Origin of the sequence: Gelidibacter gilvus, assembly GCF_004115975.1 — a bacterium.
Taxonomy (GTDB): Bacteria; Bacteroidota; Bacteroidia; order Flavobacteriales; family Flavobacteriaceae; genus Gelidibacter; species Gelidibacter gilvus.
Window position 1 is genome coordinate 561671 of record NZ_SDDZ01000002.1, and the last position, 17277, is coordinate 578947.

Annotated in this window: 13 protein-coding genes; 5 read left to right on the top strand and 8 right to left on the bottom strand. The window is 38.7% G+C overall.

Annotation, left to right across the window (positions count from 1 at the left end):
• Window positions 1-108: 108 nt before the first annotated feature.
• The 3 genes from ESZ48_RS06340 to ESZ48_RS06350 form a co-directional block, all read right to left on the bottom strand.
• Window positions 109-1218, bottom strand: a complete 1110-nt coding sequence (locus ESZ48_RS06340) for a GTP-binding protein (protein WP_129016477.1) — start codon at window positions 1216-1218, stop codon at window positions 109-111.
• 172 nt (window positions 1219-1390) lie between these two features.
• Window positions 1391-2413, bottom strand: a complete 1023-nt coding sequence (gene mgrA / locus ESZ48_RS06345) for an L-glyceraldehyde 3-phosphate reductase (protein WP_129016478.1) — start codon at window positions 2411-2413, stop codon at window positions 1391-1393.
• 4 nt (window positions 2414-2417) lie between these two features.
• Window positions 2418-4196 carry an N-acyl-D-amino-acid deacylase family protein gene (locus tag ESZ48_RS06350; RefSeq protein WP_129016479.1) on the bottom strand — a complete coding sequence of 593 codons (1779 nt, stop codon included), beginning with the start codon at window positions 4194-4196 and terminating at the stop codon, window positions 2418-2420.
• Window positions 4197-4435: 239 nt separating this feature from the next.
• On the opposite strand from ESZ48_RS06350, the gene ESZ48_RS06355 reads away from it, so the two are divergent.
• Window positions 4436-5998, top strand: coding sequence for a GMC oxidoreductase (locus ESZ48_RS06355; protein WP_129016480.1), 1563 nt, complete (start codon window positions 4436-4438; stop codon window positions 5996-5998).
• 140 nt (window positions 5999-6138) lie between these two features.
• Here the strand turns inward: ESZ48_RS06355 and ESZ48_RS06360 are convergent, their stop codons facing one another.
• The gene (locus ESZ48_RS06360; RefSeq protein WP_129016481.1) at window positions 6139-8217 is read right to left on the bottom strand and encodes a fibronectin type III domain-containing protein; all 2079 of its coding nucleotides are present in this window, start codon (window positions 8215-8217) and stop codon (window positions 6139-6141) included.
• 407 nt (window positions 8218-8624) lie between these two features.
• On the opposite strand from ESZ48_RS06360, the gene ESZ48_RS06365 reads away from it, so the two are divergent.
• Window positions 8625-9083 (top strand): COG2426 family protein, encoded by a 459-nt coding sequence (locus tag ESZ48_RS06365; protein ID WP_129016482.1) that lies wholly within the window; start codon window positions 8625-8627, stop codon window positions 9081-9083.
• Between the two features lie 89 nt (window positions 9084-9172).
• Here the strand turns inward: ESZ48_RS06365 and ESZ48_RS06370 are convergent, their stop codons facing one another.
• On the bottom strand, window positions 9173-10903 hold the full coding sequence (locus ESZ48_RS06370; RefSeq protein WP_129016483.1) for an alpha-L-fucosidase: 1731 nt from the start codon (window positions 10901-10903) through the stop codon (window positions 9173-9175).
• A 114-nt stretch (window positions 10904-11017) separates the two neighbouring features.
• Window positions 11018-12274, bottom strand: a complete 1257-nt coding sequence (locus ESZ48_RS06375; RefSeq protein WP_129016484.1) for a flippase — start codon at window positions 12272-12274, stop codon at window positions 11018-11020.
• Window positions 12275-12364: 90 nt separating this feature from the next.
• Between ESZ48_RS06375 and ESZ48_RS06380 the strand changes: the two genes are divergently transcribed.
• The 3 genes from ESZ48_RS06380 to ESZ48_RS06390 all read left to right on the top strand — a co-directional run bounded on the left by ESZ48_RS06380 (window position 12365) and on the right by ESZ48_RS06390 (window position 13943).
• Window positions 12365-13345: a helix-turn-helix transcriptional regulator gene (locus ESZ48_RS06380; RefSeq protein WP_129016485.1), complete on the top strand. Its 981-nt coding sequence runs from the start codon at window positions 12365-12367 to the stop codon at window positions 13343-13345.
• A 90-nt stretch (window positions 13346-13435) separates the two neighbouring features.
• The gene (locus ESZ48_RS06385) at window positions 13436-13717 is read left to right on the top strand and encodes a hypothetical protein (RefSeq protein ID WP_129016486.1); all 282 of its coding nucleotides are present in this window, start codon (window positions 13436-13438) and stop codon (window positions 13715-13717) included.
• A 16-nt stretch (window positions 13718-13733) separates the two neighbouring features.
• The gene (locus ESZ48_RS06390; RefSeq protein ID WP_129016487.1) at window positions 13734-13943 is read left to right on the top strand and encodes a DUF6140 family protein; all 210 of its coding nucleotides are present in this window, start codon (window positions 13734-13736) and stop codon (window positions 13941-13943) included.
• A 103-nt stretch (window positions 13944-14046) separates the two neighbouring features.
• Here ESZ48_RS06390 and bioB read toward each other — a convergent pair whose 3' ends face one another.
• Window positions 14047-15132, bottom strand: a complete 1086-nt coding sequence (gene bioB, locus ESZ48_RS06395) for a biotin synthase BioB (RefSeq protein ID WP_129016488.1) — start codon at window positions 15130-15132, stop codon at window positions 14047-14049.
• Window positions 15133-15344: 212 nt separating this feature from the next.
• Window positions 15345-17228, bottom strand: coding sequence for a TonB-dependent receptor plug domain-containing protein (locus ESZ48_RS06400; RefSeq protein ID WP_129016489.1), 1884 nt, complete (start codon window positions 17226-17228; stop codon window positions 15345-15347).
• Window positions 17229-17277 lie beyond the last annotated feature (49 nt).

A 17277-nucleotide genomic window follows, 5' to 3' on the forward strand; every position in this document is an offset into this window, starting at 1 on the left:
CGCGTGTGTTTTAGGCATATTGCCTCTGCCCTAACTGCCCGAATTTGATGTATAGCAGGGATTTGGAAGTCAATTATAAATAAAGTGCCATTGATTTTGCGAAAATTTCTAGTTACGCTTAATTTTCAGGGATTTCAGGGCGTTATAATTTTCGGTGGCTATACTCTCCGCATCCTTGACCATATTTTTACCTATGGAAGAAGTCAATAAAAAACCAACCGTTGACGAAATTGCAACCCCAATAAAAGGAAAGTATTTAGAAGCAGATTTAGCAGCTACCGTTGCTCCTGCCCTTTTCAACAGAAGCATAATCGCATCTTTCCCTAAATATTTGACACTAAACTGTAGGGCTTTGGCAGTTAATACCTTTGCGTTATTCTTATCTAACAAATCCATGATGAAATGCTGCTGTTCATCGCCCAGGCAATAAATATCCCTGACATGAACCCCCATTCTGGTGAGCAAAGATATATCTACGCCAACATCAAGTCCCGGAATAGGATTAACGCCATTCACTGCCGATAAGGCAGCATGCATGCCTACAATTTTATTTGCGAGTTCTTTTTTTTTTGAAAGGATTTTTTGGCTGGTAATATTGATATCCGCAACAAACCGTTGTTGCTTGATTCTCCCCAAGCTCGAATAAACATCATCCAAAAGCTGGCCTAAATCATATTCTTGTGGATAATCGGCAGAGGTTAGATATATGCCATTGAGTCGATACCCCTTAAGATTTTGTTCAAGGTCATTCAAAACGGTATTATAGGTTTCTTCCTCAGAGATATCGCGTCTTAAGGCGCGATCAATTGAGAAGTCTATTTTCGTCCGAACTGCAAAGACGGGCATTTTTATTTTTAGAAGTTCTTCTATTAGATATAAATCATCTTCGTAAAACCGATCTGAAGTCACCAAAATGACGCAATCAAAATGGCTGATATTAAATGTCTCAAGATACTGTTCCTTGGGAAAATTGATGGTGGAGCATCCCGGTAAATCATAAAAATTCAAACCTCTATGTTCAATGGGTTTCCCAACTTCCATGGTTGTTTCCACTTCGCCCACCTCAGCAATATGTTCACCAACAATGGCATTGATCAGAGAGGATTTTCCAACGCCACTCCTACCGATGATGCCACACTTTATTTTTGCGGATTCAAACTTATCCAAATCGGCTTTAAGTTTTTTCTCGAGACTTGCAATTTCTTTGTTTTTGCTCATATTTTTGATGGGACTAACAGCAGTATTAAATAGAATTGTTTGTAGATTGTAAGGTGCAAATTTAATACATTTTAAATAAACATTGTCCGTGCTGAGACCCGCTTTTAAATACGGGAATTGATCGTCAGGAAGTTATAATAGAACTCGGGCTGACTAACTATTGAGTATTGTTTTAATTTTCATCATTTAATATTTTATCAATATTTTCTAATTCTTCCTTTGAAAAATTCAAATTATCGATTGATTTGACGTTATCGCGGATTTGCTCAGGACTACTCACACCAACCAATACAGAAGTAATACGATCATCTTTTAACAGCCAGGCTATCGCCATCTGGGCCAAACTTTGGCCTCTGTTTTTTGCGATGACATTTAATTGCTTCACTGCGTCCAATTTATCTTTGGTGAGTTGTTCTGCTTTGAGATATCTTTTGTCTTTTCCTGCCCTTGAATCTTCCGGAATTCCGTTAAGGTATTTGTCAGTTAATATGCCTTGGCTCAAAGGTGAGAAGGCGATAGCTCCTGTTCCTTGGCTTTCGAGTTCCTCCAATAAACCATCTTCCACCCAACGATCCATCATATTATAGCGCGGCTGGTGAATCAGTAATTTGGTACCCATTTGTTCCAAAATTTTACTTGCCTGTCGGGTCAAATCCGCTGGATAACTGGATACCCCAACATAAAGCGCTTTTCCTTGTTGTACCATTTGATGCAAGGCCCCCATAGTTTCCTCCAAAGGCGTATCGGGGTCAGGACGATGATGGTAAAAAATATCCACGTAGTCCAGGCCCATTCTTTTTAAACTCTGATCGAGACTCGCTATTAAATATTTTTTAGAACCCAAATCACCATAAGGGCCATCCCACATATCCCAACCTGCCTTACTTGAAATGAGCAACTCATCCCGATACCTTTTGAAATCTTTCTTTAAAATTCTACCAAAGGTTTCTTCAGCAGAACCATAAGGCGGGCCATAGTTATTGGCTAAATCAAAATGGGTAATGCCACTATCAAAGGCTGTTCTCACGATGTTTCTGGCATTTGTAAAGTCATCGGCATGCCCAAAATTATGCCATAGTCCAAGAGATATCGCCGGTAATAAGATGCCGCTTTTACCACAACGACGGTAGGTCATATCCTTATAGCGACTTGGTTGCGCTTCGTAATAGGGAATGGATTGTTGATTCGATTTCATCTAATTATATAGCTTTTTGTAATTGTTTTTCTTGTTGTCCCACTTTCTCGAGAAACCTGCCGTACTTTTTTGTTTTACCATAATCGTCCACAAATACGTCGTTTTTGAAAATTGTTTTCCCACCGACCATAACTCTTGAAACGACGCCTTCATTTCTATTGACCAATCGTTCGTAATTATCAAACTCTTGAATAGGAGCGATTTCAACATTTTCTGTGATGTTCTTAAAATTTTCTGGATCTAAGATCACAAGATCAGCCATTTTTCCTTTAGCCAAATAACCACAATCCAGATCAAACCAATCACCTTGCTCTTTCGTTAGTCTCCAAATACATTTTTCCATCGTCATGATCGGATTTCCATTCACTATGGAATCTTGTACGATTTTAATCATTTTTAAAGGAAAATTATAGAATGCCATATTATTAAGATGGGCACCGGCATCAGAAAAACTGATTAAATTGTATTTGAAATTATAAAGGTTTTTATATTTTTCGGATCTATCATTAGCAATAGTGGTGGTCCATCTCATCTTTTTATCATATTTTATAATCGTATCCAAGAACGCATCTACAGGATGCTTATTAGTTTCTTCAGCAATTTCATAGAAATTTTTACCAATTAAACTCGCATCCGGACAGTCGATGATAACGGCTTTGCTTAAATCTTTATGCCACACTTTTGGGGCAAATTTTTTCTTGATTTCTTTTTTGAAATTGTCTCTAAATTGACTGTCGTTGATGAGTTCATCTCTTTGATCCAATTCTTTCGCAAGATGTCTCAATGCCTCTCCACTGGGGAATTCCTCAAACATGACCGAGTCAACACCATCGTAATATACCGTAAATGGACACGGAGGCGATTGCATCCTGAAGTTGGCATTTCCCAAACTATTTATGGCTTTGGAACCGAATGCGACCATCGGATAAATATAGCGATCGCCAATTAAATCCATCATGGCAATCATGGTAGTTTTTAACGGTTTTCTAAAAACACCCGCACTCGCCAACATATAATTGAGCGCATTGATCCGAGTGACCAAATTGGGAGCGCCCTGAAGAATCGCTTCTCGTTCTCGAAGTAAATTGATCAAACTTTTTCTTTCTTTCCACGAAGCGTAGAAAGATGGTGTTTTATGGGACCAATACCTGTCGCCGTCCATTTTATCCCAAGGATTATCCATGGTCGACAATCCTATAAAACCCTCATCTAGCGCGTCGTCCAACATGTTCAACATCATTTCCCTTTCTTGGGGCGTTGCCGATTCATTATCGCTTAAAGAACGTTTGATTCCCATGGCTTTCATTCGCATGTCAGAATGGCCTATAAAAGAAGCGATGTTGATTCCCAAAGGTAATTTACTGATGTAGGCCTTCCATTCTTTCGGGGTATTCCACGATTTTTCTCTTTCTAACAGGGGTAGCATGACCTCTCTCGGAATCGCTTCAACCCTCGTAAATGAATCGGCAGTATCTTCCGCCGAATTATATATGGCAGACACTGAACAGCTGCCCAAAATTATGGTGGTGACGCCATGCCGCGCCGATTCTTTAAGTCCAGGAGAAGCCAGAACCTCAGCATCATAATGGGTATGCGAATCAATAAACCCAGGAACAATCCATTTTCCTTCGGCATCGATAATTTCCAAATCCTCATCAGAAAATGAATTGGAAGACCCGATTTCTAATATCCGCCCATCACCATCAATTAACACATCTTTTTTAACTGCTTTTTCATCGGGCATTCCAGAGAAAAATAATCCATTTTTGATAAGTTTCTTCATGATGTTATTAATTCTTTACAGTTAATTATAGGTAGCTAAATATACCAATTATCCCATATTATCCTTAGTGCAAAAGCGGTTTTTGTTCCTATTGCTCTGATTTTCTTAAATCTTACAATTCAAATCATCTGAATTTAAACATGCAACTACTAATTTTTAATAGATCTAAGGCCGATTTATTTTCACTAAATTCGTGATTGAAACTTACAGATTAGCATGCACGAACTCGCAATGGCAAAATGAAATACGATTATATTATAGTTGGAAGTGGCTTTGGAGGATCGGTGAGTGCCTTAAGATTATCCCAAAAAGGCTATAAGGTTTTGGTGGTCGAAAAAGGAAAATGGTTTGAAGCTAAAGATTTCCCTAAAACCAATTGGAACTTCAAAAAATGGTTATGGATGCCTGGTTTACGGTTCTTCGGCATCATGAAACTTTCGGTGTTTAAACATATCGCTATCATTTCAGGTACGGGCGTTGGGGGTGGCTCTTTGGTGTATGCCAACACGTTGCCGACCCCAAAATCGGCTTTTTTCATGTCTGGAAGTTGGAAAGATCTGAACGATTGGGAAAATGAGCTGAAGCCTTATTATGATGAAGCTTTACGAATGCTGGGAGCCACAAAAAACCCAATATTATTTGATGGTGATTTGGGACTCAAAAAAATGTCGGAAGATTTAGGTATCGCGGAGAAATTTGACGCCACCCGCGTGGCCGTTTTTTTTGGAACCCCTAATAAAAAACAAAAAGACCCCTATTTTAATGGCGAGGGGCCGGACCGTTCTGGATGTAATTTTTGCGGCGCCTGTATGACGGGGTGTCGGTATAATGCCAAAAACACGCTGGATAAAAACTACCTCTACCTTGCGCAAAAGCATGGGGCAGAAATCTTGGCTGAAAATGAAGTCGTTGACGTTCGACCTATCGGTAGCACCGACGGTTCTCAAGGTTACGAAGTTTCTTTAAAAAGCAGTACGAAATTCTTTAAACAACGTCAAAAGATCACAACTAAAGGCGTGATATTCTCGGGCGGCGTTTTGGGAACCGTAAAGTTACTGCTCAAGCTTAAAAAGTTTTCACTTCCCGATTTATCGGATAAGTTGGGTGAAGATATCCGCAGCAATAATGAAACCTTGGTGAGTGTCACTGGACTCGACAAAGAAAAAAACTTTTCAAAAGGGGTTGCCATCGGCAGCATTCTCGATACGGATGAAAACAGTCATCTTGAAATCTGCCGCTATGGAGAAGGCTCCAATGCTTGGAAATTAGTGCATTTACCTTACGTTACTGGATCAAATGTCATCTCCCGTCTGTTTAAAATATCAGCTAAATTCCTAAAAAACCCAGTCGACTATTTTAAAATATATTTTCTGAACGGCTGGGCAAAAAATACAGTTGTCTTACTTTTTATGCAAACGCTGGACAGCACTTTAAAATTTAAACGAAATAGGTTTGGACAAATGACCTCAAACGTAAGTACAGGCCTCGCTCCTACGCCGTTTATCCCAGAATCCATAAAACTTGTAAAAGCTTACCGAAAAGCCATAAACGGCGTAAGTACCTCCTTTGCTCTTGAAACTTTGGCGGGAATACCTTCAACAGCGCATATCTTAGGTGGTGCGGTTATGGGAAAGGATTACACCACCGGGGTTATTGATAAGGACAATAAGGTTTTTGGCTACCAGAACATGTTTGTCATCGATGGTGCGATGATTTCTGCCAATCCAGGTGTCAATCCATCATTATCCATAACAGCTATAGCGGAGCGCGCCATGGACCAAATTCCAAATAAGAGAGATTAAAATTTACTTGCAGAATTTCTCTGGTATTTATTTTAACTTTTTGCAAAGCCCCAATCAGATGTCTTGTTCTTCTAAAGACACTTCATTTATAAAAACTTCCTTTTATTGTAAATTAAAGGATTGACAAGATAACCACTGGACTATTGCACCTCTAATTTCTCAATAAATAAATCCATCGTGTAACTGATACCTTCACGAAGACGTGATTTTTTCAATCCGCTGGAGATAGAAAGTACATTGCCTTTATAATTTTGAAAAATCACGTGCGGATAGCCATTGGTCGTAAGCGTTTGGACTTGTTGTGTTCCTCTGGTAAAAATGACCGCTTCCTTAATTTGCGCGCCCGTGTCGTCTATTGACCAACTAGGATCATTATTGGAACCATATATTTTACTACCGTTGTTGCTTACGCCACTTGCAAAGTGAGGTTGCTGAAAAGATCCCAAAGAAGAAAAATCAAGCGTAGAATATAGATTCCTATCTTCAAAATTAATCATATAATGTCCTGCAGCATTGTATTGTGATTGACGCATGCCAGATTCCTTGATAGGCACCGCTACAGTTTTTAAATAGGAAAGCATACCATTGCTATCTATATTGTAAATCATGCTGTTAGCTTCATTTTTATGTCCCAATAAAAGTTGTTTGTTTTCAATTTCAAATACGCTGTACTTATAAAATCCTTGGTGGTTGGAGAAATGGGGTTTAGAATCTACTAAACTAAAATCGGAACCATTTCTATCGTAACTAAAAATAGAATTTTGATCGGTCAAAATCCAATAACCGCTGGATGAATACTCAAAATCTTGTAATACCGAAACCTCTGAAGGTCTGAGCGTATACTTGAATGTCAAAGTTGTAGCATCATAAATTTGCAATTCGTTTCCTTGGTCCAAAATCAGTTCTTTCCCATCGGACGACGTGATGACCTCAATTGATAAATCTGTAGAAGTTGATGCCTCTTGGCTTGATATGGCCTCAGTGCGATTTGTTTCATAATTAAAACGCAATATTTTAAGATTATTTGACGCTTCAGTCTCGTACCCATATAAATAAACGACAGGTTCTGTTGGATCAATAGCATAAGAAAACAGGCGATGTATAGGTAAAAGACCAGCCCTTTCATAGTTCACTTCCCAAGACGTCTTATAGCCTTGAGGGTTAACAACGGTGTGATTTCCAAAAACATCATAGACGCGAATGTTGTAAATTGGATTTTTTAGATAAGGCGGATTGTTATCTATAAAACTTGTAGTGTTCCTATCAGAAATTCGTGCAACACTGACCACTTGCTGGCCATAGCCTGTTATCCCACTAGGGAAATTGGTGTATGAAATTTCATAATGTGAAAAATAGGGCGTGTCACTAACTTCCCAATTTAATGCAATGGTATTGTTATGCACGTTGGGCTCGCTTAAATTCACCGGTTTTACGGTCAGATAGTAGCTGTCAAAAACCTGTAATTCGCTTTCGCCCAAATTTCCGGTGCGTACGATGGTTTTTAAATAATAACAAAGACGTTCTTCTCCTGGAGGTGTGAAATCTGTAAACTCTGTAATAGTGACATCTGATATGGTTTTTATCAATACCGCATCAGCTTTTGAGCAACTTTCTCCTGCGCTTCTGTAGATTTCGTAGCTCACAAAAGATTTGGCGTCATGATAGGGTTGCCAGATATAGCTAATCAGATTTTGCGCCGCTTCCGATGTGTTGCGCATAAAACTTCCTGACACCATATCAAATGCCATTGGCGTATAACGTTGGAGATATAGCACAACAATGTCTAATTTTCCATCGCCTGTGACATCCAATCGCGATTTAAATATAAGTTCATCTGCCGATACTTGGGTAATGACCAACTCATCAGATTGGTTAAACTGATCAGATAATTTAATTACGCCTTTATTTAAAGTCCAACTCAAGGTATTCGCATCGTATTCGCAATCACTTCTTTGGAACAAATATTCTGTATAGATTCCGTTCTCTGAAAACACAAGAAAATCCCTTCCACAGTCGGGGTAGATTATTGGAACCGCAGAAATTTGATCATTGAAACCAACTTTGAAAATTGCCCATGTTCCAAACAACTGGTTTTCTGTGGCTGAAGTCTTTGCGCCAGCATAGAAGTCGGATGTTGAATCAGAACCATCGTCGTCATTACTACAGGATAAAAACAGGGTAAACCCGATAAGCATAAACTTTAAATACCTCAATGCCATGGCGTGTGATTTTTTGTATAAATGTAGATTATTTTCCAATTGCTACGACAATAAATAGTTGCGATGTCATTCGCCCGTTTTTGTTGCCGAAACAACACTATTTTTATTTTCAGAAATGTGCGTGAAACTTCAAATGCAAAGCCTAACTAACTGTTATTTTAAAGGTGTAATCAATCAGATTGAACGAATATCAAACCAAATGAAAACTTATTAGCGTTCGGAAATATCACTTGTCAAATTACTGTCAAAGCCGTCTTCATCATCCGTCTTTATGATGAAATAGAGTTATTATTCTATTAGGCTGCAGTTTATTGTATCAAAGTGATGTTTTTGGCTAAACTTTAATATATCACTTCAGTATAGACCTTTGAAAATGAGTTATTTTTGCCGCTTCTAATTACGAAGAAATGATTTCTGATTTATTCATTGCTATGCTTTGGAGTGTTTCTCCCTTAGGAGAAGCGAAAGTGGGTATTCCATATGCGCTGCTGAATGGGGTAAATATTTATGTGGCCTTTATTTTTTGCTTTATTGCCAATGTGATGGTGTTTCCTATTATGACATTTTTTCTTGATGTTATCAATCGCTATTTTATTAGATGGTATTATTACAAAAAGGCCGCGATTTTTGTCGCACGACGTGCTAAAGTAGGTGCCGCTAAGAATGTAAAGAAATACGGTTTTTGGGGCCTTATGATTTTCGTATTAATCCCTCTTCCCGGAACTGGAGTTTACGCAGGAACCATTGCAGGTTATCTTTTTGGACTGGAACGCAAGCAGGCTTTTTTGGCCAATACCATAGGGATATTTATTTCGTGCGTCATTATATGGGTAGGCACAATAGCGGCCATGAAAGGTTTTAATTAATTCGTGTTGCTTTTAAACTTCAACCAATGGATATCCTGCGAAGAAAACCAATATATCAGCGCAACTCCTAATTAGAATGAAGTGAGTAATTACTTCATCAGTATTTCCAATTTCTCAATAGCCAAACCACGATGCGGATTGCTTTGATCCTCTAAACGCAATGCTATGTCGTTTATATTTTTTCCGACGTTCAGAACTACCGATGGGATGGTCAATTCATATAAGTGATTGTCTTCATCACTATCAGAACCTACAGTTGAAATTATATAGTCTTGGTTATTAATGACAAGTTTATACTTGTTTTTTTCCTGAGCCGAAAATCTTACTTTAATTTCAGATGATTTTTTTGAATCACTTAATACGTACCATTTCATTTCAATCACTGTAGCTTTCGTCGAATAATAATCATGCCCACTATAGCTGTGGTAGTTCTCGGCATTCTTTGCGGTCAGAAGAAACTCATTATTTTCATTTGCTGTGATAACATTTTCCGGAGTAATTGATAACTCATTTTCATAGTCAAGAACTAGTGTGGTTGCGTAAGTGTCTTTGACAATTTTATTGGTCAAATCAATTTCATAACCTGTGTTTGTCATTCTACTTTCCAATAAAATAGAGCTGTCAGCTAGTAAATATACTTTCTTAACATCTGCATGGAGGCCTTTTATAGTAAGCTTGTTGTTTTCCGGAAAATCGAAAAGATGTAGATATAGTTTACCTGGCTTAGCGGAAATCATTCCCCAGTCTTGCTCTGGGAGAGCGATTGCTCTTGTGCCATAGATGGATTCTCCATTTTTTTTGAGCCATTCCCCAACGCCTGCAAGCACTTGTTTTTCAAATGGAATAACGGTTCCGTCCCCTTTAGGCCCAATATTCAATAAATAATTTCCCCCAGCACTGACTACTTTTAGCAAATCTTTGATTTTTTCAGCCACTTTAACATCAACATCACCTCGCTCCTGCCAAGAACGGTAACTCCAGGTTTCATTGAACATGGAAGCAGGCGTTTGCCATGGCACTCCCATTTTAAAATCGGGTTGCTTATTGTCACCCATAACGACAAAATCGCCCTGATCATTCCAAATTCTCCCACTTATCATACAATTGGGTTGTAATCTTTTGACGAGTGCTGCCATGTCTTTGCTTTGGTCGTAAGTTGGAGAGCCCATATCAAACCATATTTCAGAGATATCACCATAATTCGTCAGTAATTCTTCAATTTGATTCAAATTATATTGATGATGCAAGGGCGGAATGGCATCTGAATTATCAACAGATTCAAATGGCAGTGCACCCTCATAATCCCAATCAATCAACGAGAAATAAACTCCAAATTTAAGATTGTGACGTTTAGCTGCTTCCGCTAATTCCTTAACGATGTCTTTCTTATATGGCGTGGCATCAACAACATCAAATGTGGTGAATTGGGAATCGAACAGACAAAAGCCGTCATGATGTTTAGCAGTTAAAACTATGGATTTCATCCCGGCTTGTTTCGCCAAAAGCGCAACAGTATCAGCATCCCAATGGATGGGATCAAACTGAGCAGCCAGTTCTCGATAGTCGTCAGTTGGGATTTTTGCATGCCCTTTTATTTGTTCACTATAACCTGTTATTTTCTGTTCGTTCCAAACACCAGCAGGTATGGAGTAAAGTCCCCAATGAATAAACATAGAAAATTTACGATCCTCCCAGTTCTCCTCTACCACATAGGTGTCAGCCTCTACTATTTGTTCAGCTTTTGAGTGGTCCGTTTTACAGGATGATAGGGATAAAAACACACATCCAATAAATATGAATTTTGAAATAAAATCTGCCATAATGATGTTCTGATAATAGTTTGATTACTAACCGTAACTTGTAAAAATACGGTCACTTTTGATAAAGGTGACTTTATTTTGTGAATATTTTGATGTTTCGAAAATCAAATCAAGTTAAAATAGAGATACTACCTCTTTTCTGCTTTTAGTATCTAAAAATACATACACAATATTGGTTATAAAATGACTTGTTAAAACGGCTATTGCAGCACCATTGACATGCCAAATTGGGATCAATAAATAACATAAAATGACGTTTGACACACAACCAAGAATAAATCGGTAAACGTTTTTCTGTAAATCGTTGGTGTTGATTAAATGTTTTTCGTAAATCATTCCTATAAAAACAAAAAGTGGCGCCCAGCAAAAAATCAATAAAGGTGTTTTGGCTTCGGCATAAGCTTCGATGAAAAAAGCATCTAAAATATAGTCTCCGAATAGTGTATAAAAACCACCAATGCACACCCCAAAAGTCAGCATGATTTTAAAAAGCACTTTTATTTTATTTTGATAATGTATAGCTTCTTCTTTAAAGGATTCAGCTAATGAAGGATATAAGGCATTGATGATAGAAAAACCGATATTCCAACTCAAAACGAACACCAAAAACTGCACGGTTGCAAAAATCCCATTGGCATGATCGCCATGAAAATAGTTTAGAAACAATTCATCAATGGTAATGTAGAACATGATCAGGCTATTAGAGATTATTAAAGGAAAGGACATCTTTAATAACGATTTACCCAAAGTCCAAGAAAACTTCCATTGCTTAAAAAAAAGCAACTTTTTATGTTTAAGAATGATGGTATAAATTAAACCTTGAATAAAGAAATCCAGAACAATAAGTTTGGCGAAATAATACACATCAAACTGATTTTTAACCCCATAATATTGTAAGGCCACTATAACGCTTAAGCTCGCTATTTTACTGATGAATATTATTTTTGTCCATTTTTTAGCCAGTAAATAATATTCAAAAACATCAGTCAGTTTAAACAAATAACCAAAAGCAATAATAAGATACAAGCCCTTTAACGGACTGTTTTCGGTTAAACTAAAATAAAGGATGATGCCAATAAAAACAGCCATCCAACTGATCAATCGCAGATAGAAAGCCGTGGCTAAAATAAGTTGATAACGTTTTGGATTAAAAACAATTTCCCTAATGCAGATGGCAGATAAGCCCAGAAAAAACAAGGGAGTCAACATCCCCAAAACAGATTCGACAAACTTAAGTTTTCCTATATCAACCGTACCCAAAGCACTAAAGATTTTAGGAACAATATAAACGCCAGTAACAAGTTGTATTATTTTTTCGAGCGTAAACCATTTGGTAGCAACAAAATCTTTTTTACTAAAAACGGATGTCATGAGCTCAATTTAGGTCGTCAAATATATATAAACCGATTCCCTTTAGCTTTATGAAAGTAAATTATTACATTCGTTTTTACAAACAGACCTATGACCCCAGAGTTTCTCCGTCGTTATTATATTTTACGCATCGTATCAAACCCAAAAGTTTATGGGATTGAAAAAAACGGATTTGTACCGCTTACCGATTTGCAAAGTGCACTCGATCAATTACGTGTAGATAATATTGATGATCCACTTTATGAAAAATTAAGCCAAAATGGCCAAAAAACCATTAAGCGCGATTTGGAAAAAATTAAGTCCTATTACCAAACGGTAATTTCATATAAACGCAATTACGGTTATTTTGTAGAAGAAACTGAAGCGAGCGAATCACTCCAGGAAGTTTACGAAAAAACCGAAATCTATCTCCTACATCATCATGCCCATTCGTGGAAAGATTATATCACTATATCACGCACGTCTTTAAGTTCTCAAGTGGATTTGGTGCCGCTGATCCATGCCATAGAACAACAATTTTTAATCGAATTGGAATATCAGGGTTGGTACGATGATAATGGCTTTCAAACCATTGCTGGTTTTTTTCAACCTTTGCATCTTAAAGAAATCAACAAAGCGTGGTATTTAATAGCGCATAATGAGCAGTATGGTATTTATGCATTTTGCTTGGACGATCGGATAAAAACCTTCAAAATTAACAAGCAGAAAGTTAAGCAGCCCATTCCTTTCAATGACTTTGATTATTTCAAAAACGCCATTGGCATTTTAAAAACAGGCATGCCACCTGAATGGATCCATATTCAAGTGGCGAATCATCATTTCAAATACCTGACAAATAACCCTTTACACCATTCCCAACAAGTTGTAGCGCGTCCAAAAGAAGTCGATACGAGCGAATTGGTTTACAGCAATCCAGACATTTGGGGCGAAATAAAAGTGCATATCGAGCCTAATTATGAATTTCTAATGGAGATCCTTAAATATAATCTTTGGGTGAGAGTCGTTAGTCCGCTACATGTTAAGGCCTATGTGAAGGAGCATTTGGGGATGATTGTTGAATATTATAAGTAAGAGGATACTGGATTCACTTTTAAACCGTGAATTATAACAATCCTTTAGATTTTAGTAAAGAATTCTTTCCTTCCCTGAGAATCCCAGTATATGGGAAAAGCAACTTCTATTATTGCAGTACTAATGAAATGGTTTTTCAAACGGACATATTTTGTCCATTTAGAAAATAGCTTTGACTCATTACAACATATGATTAACCCAAAACCTGCAACTATGGCCACCTATAAATGTCGAAAATGTGGTATCCGCAAAAACGACACCCTCAATTCCCAATTGAACACTAGCGTTACTTGTAGTGCTAAAGAAAAAGATGCCAACGTAGTTTTTCATAGTTGGGAAAAACTCTCGGAGGAAGATTTGATCTGCAATTAAAACAAGGCAATTACTAATGGCAACATTTGAAATAAAGACCAAACGAAAGATGAACGTGCAGGGCGAGTATGTAGATGCAGGTTTATCTGTACAGATCAGCAGCATGTTCTCCAATCCTTTTGATGACGTGGATAAAATACATAAAGCATTTATCAGGGTCCATGGCATTGACTTGAAACCTGAGGGATATTTGAGTATGGGGTATTTGGAATATAAATCAATTTAACACTACAAATTCTCCAATTTGTACGCAAAAGAAAAAGGGTCGTATTTCAATAATGCCAACCCTTATGATCATAAAATTATAGTTTTTAAAAAACCTGCTTCTGCTATTTTTTATTCTTCTGTTGTGCGTCAATATTACGCTGAATGGTATGCTTTGGTCGCGTCCATTTGGGCTTTTCGCCTAAGCCATAAAAGCGTGCTTCTTCAGCCTCTAGTGTTTTAGGTTGTTTATGCTTTTCAAAAGGTTGTTGCGGGACCAATCCTAATTCTTCAAACATTTTCATATCGTCATTGACATCTGGATTTGGCGTCGTGAGCAGTTTATCTCCGGCAAAGATGGAATTGGCCCCGGCAAAAAAGCATAAGGCTTGCCCTTCACGGCTCATATTAGTACGCCCTGCCGATAAGCGCACTTGTGTTTTGGGCAATAAAATCCGTGCTGTGGCAATCATGCGCACCATTTCCCAAATAGATACCGGCTCCAACTCCCCTATTGGCGTGCCTTCTACGGGAACAAGCGCATTAATGGGTACCGATTCAAGTTGTGGCGTCATAGAGGTTAGGGTAATCAACATATCCGCACGATTTTCTATACTTTCTCCCATCCCAATAATACCGCCACTGCACACCGTAATATTGGTTTTACGCACGTTCTCAATGGTTTGGAGTCGGTCTTGATAGCCTCTCGTAGAGATTATTTCCTCATAATAATCTTCTGAAGAATCAATATTGTGATTATAAGCGTAGAGTCCAGCTTCTGATAGCCGTTGTGCCTGGTTTTCGGTGATCATTCCCAACGTACAGCAAACTTCAATATCCATTTTGTTCAGTGAGCGCACCATTTCCAGAACCTGGTCAAATTCAGGACCATCCTTGACGTTGCGCCAAGCCGCTCCCATACAAATTCTTGAACTACCAGCAGCCTTTGCTTGTAACCCCTGCGCTACGACTTGTTCCGCCCCCATTAAGGCTTCTGCCTTGACATTGGTATGATAACGTGCCGCTTGAGGACAGTAAGCACAATCTTCAGGACAGCCTCCCGTTTTTATGGAGATTAATGTGGATACTTGAACTTTGTTTGGGTCGTGATGTTGTCTATGAACCGTAGCAGCTTCATAAAGTAGCTCCATCATCGGTTTGTTGTATATTGCCACGACCTCGTCTCGTGTCCATTTCTTTTGGTTATCCATTGTTTTATTTTCTAAAAGTTAATTAATAGTCTTCAATTTAAGTTCCGTTGATCTGCCATCCCAACAGTCACGCACAGTGGTCTTGATTCTTGATTCTAGCAGCAAAGCGGGGGCTACTGAGCTTGTCGAAGTATCTTGATTCTTGATTCTAGCAGCAAAGCGGTGCTGTCTCTTGGCTCTTGATTCTAGATTCCAAAATCAAAACGCCGCCCTTAACGCTGTTGCCACTGATACCTCACCCCCAACCCAAACCAACGTGTAGGCATAGGCACTGCACCTGCTTCTTGATATGAGGCGTTAAAGAGATTCGTAACTTCTGTATATAACATAAAATTCTGCGCTTGATAATTGAGTCGGATATCGGCAATGTTATAAGCATTGGCCAACTCACGTTGCAACCACCTGTTTTTGATTTGAACCGAAAAATTGGTGATTTGGTAATGGACGCCTGCAATAAATTGATGTTTCAAGGATTCTAAGGTGTATTTTGATTGCGTATCCGTAGACGTTTTAAAAGAAGGCTGCATATAATTATAACTCACTTGATAACCAATGGATTGCTCATCTCCTAAATCAAAATCCTGCTGAAGGCGTCCATAAATACCGTGCATTTTATTTTCCGATATATTTTCTGGAGTGTAAGGTTCTGTCGAATCCGCCCGCATCCAGTCAATAAAGTCCGTAATATTTCGATAGAAATAACCCGTTTTAAACTGCAGATCTCCTCTCCAATAGGCAATGTTCCCTTCGTAATTCCAGGAATTTTCTGGTTGAAGCGCTGCATTCCCCACATTTCCCGGACGTTGGTTTAAGTATAAATCTGAAAAAGAAGGAATGCGCTGACCCGAACCTAAACTCGTAGAAATTTTCCAATGGTCATTGATGGGATAGGCCAAATCGATTCCAGGATACATTTGCCAGCCAAAATCCGTGTTGTAATTGGCGTAAAGGCCAACCGTACCTTTTAATTTTTGTCCGATCCCACTTTGTAATTCTGCGTAGGCGCCATGGTTATCGCGTTTATGGCTTCCAATGTTGGAACTATTGATAGTCTCCAACCGCGATTCCATACCAAAACCAAAAGTGCCCATGCTGGTTCTCAGACTGCTGTTCAATTCGAGCATCAAGGCGTTGGTATAATGCAAAGAGCGCCCTCTACTTAAATCATCCTTATAAAAACGGTAGTCATCTTCCCCATAACGATCACTGATTCTGGGGGAAAGCGTAAAATTTCCCCAGGTGTGTTTTGAGGATAGACTGAATACAGAAGAGGCCACATGTTCTTCCGAATTGATGTCATTAGGCGCAGCGTAAAAGCCATTGGCACCAAAGTTGCTTTGGGCGTAGCCTAACATGGCCTGAATACTGTTATGGGAATCAAAATCATAATTTCCGTTATAAAAAAGTCGGGTGTTCTCAGAAGCCGAATTGTAACGTTGGCCATTATAATCACTTCGCGAAATGGAAAAAAGCTGGCTTTGGCTTTCGGTGCCGTAGATGCCAGTAAACTCGGCTGCCCCACCCCAGTATATTCCGGAGCCATCACCTTCATCTTTATTTTTAAAGGAACTTCCAACCTGCACGTCGGCAGCAACCGAGGAGCGCTTTCCTTTTTTGGTCACAATATTAATCGCTCCAGTAAGGGCATTGATACCATAAATCCGCGCTGCAGCACCTCTCAAGACTTCAATATGATCTATGGCGCTTAAGGGAACAGGAATATTCATCATATTGTGGGCCGTTTGCGCATCGATCATCTTTACGCCGTTAAGCAATACTAAAGTTTGTTCGGAAGTACCACCATCAATGGAAATATCAGTCTGCGTCCCAAAAGGCCCACGTTGTCGGATATCCACGCCGCTGATATAAGATAAAACCTCGTTGAGCGACTTGGCAGGAAGTGCCTGTATTTGTTTTTGTGTAATCACCTGAATATCTCGTGTAGCCTTGCTAAACGGCGTTTGCAGTCGGTTTCCCTGAATAATGATTTCCTCCAATTCGCTGCTTGGTATCTCAGGATCGGGAAGCACTTCTTTTTGTTGTGCAAAACTTGACATGGCTGCTATTAAAATAACGGAAGCAAATACTTTTTTCATAGCTGGTTTTTTAAACGCTAATATTTTAAAATGAATTGCAAAGATTTGG

Bases quoted from the DNA above. Each gene is read 5' to 3' on its own strand.
- bioB (WP_129016488.1), bottom strand. From the start codon at position 15,132: ATGGATAACCAAAAGAAATGGACACGAGACGAGGTCGTGGCAATATAC.
- ESZ48_RS06380 (WP_129016485.1), top strand. From the start codon at position 12,365: ATGACCCCAGAGTTTCTCCGTCGTTATTATATTTTACGCATCGTATCA.
- ESZ48_RS06400 (WP_129016489.1), bottom strand. From the start codon at position 17,228: ATGAAAAAAGTATTTGCTTCCGTTATTTTAATAGCAGCCATGTCAAGT.
- ESZ48_RS06355 (WP_129016480.1), top strand. From the start codon at position 4,436: ATGAAATACGATTATATTATAGTTGGAAGTGGCTTTGGAGGATCGGTG.
- ESZ48_RS06365 (WP_129016482.1), top strand. From the start codon at position 8,625: ATGATTTCTGATTTATTCATTGCTATGCTTTGGAGTGTTTCTCCCTTA.
- ESZ48_RS06340 (WP_129016477.1), bottom strand. From the start codon at position 1,218: ATGAGCAAAAACAAAGAAATTGCAAGTCTCGAGAAAAAACTTAAAGCC.
- ESZ48_RS06360 (WP_129016481.1), bottom strand. From the start codon at position 8,217: ATGGCATTGAGGTATTTAAAGTTTATGCTTATCGGGTTTACCCTGTTT.
- ESZ48_RS06385 (WP_129016486.1), top strand. From the start codon at position 13,436: ATGGGAAAAGCAACTTCTATTATTGCAGTACTAATGAAATGGTTTTTC.
- ESZ48_RS06390 (WP_129016487.1), top strand. From the start codon at position 13,734: ATGGCAACATTTGAAATAAAGACCAAACGAAAGATGAACGTGCAGGGC.
- ESZ48_RS06375 (WP_129016484.1), bottom strand. From the start codon at position 12,274: ATGACATCCGTTTTTAGTAAAAAAGATTTTGTTGCTACCAAATGGTTT.
- ESZ48_RS06370 (WP_129016483.1), bottom strand. From the start codon at position 10,903: ATGGCAGATTTTATTTCAAAATTCATATTTATTGGATGTGTGTTTTTA.
- mgrA (WP_129016478.1), bottom strand. From the start codon at position 2,413: ATGAAATCGAATCAACAATCCATTCCCTATTACGAAGCGCAACCAAGT.
- ESZ48_RS06350 (WP_129016479.1), bottom strand. From the start codon at position 4,196: ATGAAGAAACTTATCAAAAATGGATTATTTTTCTCTGGAATGCCCGAT.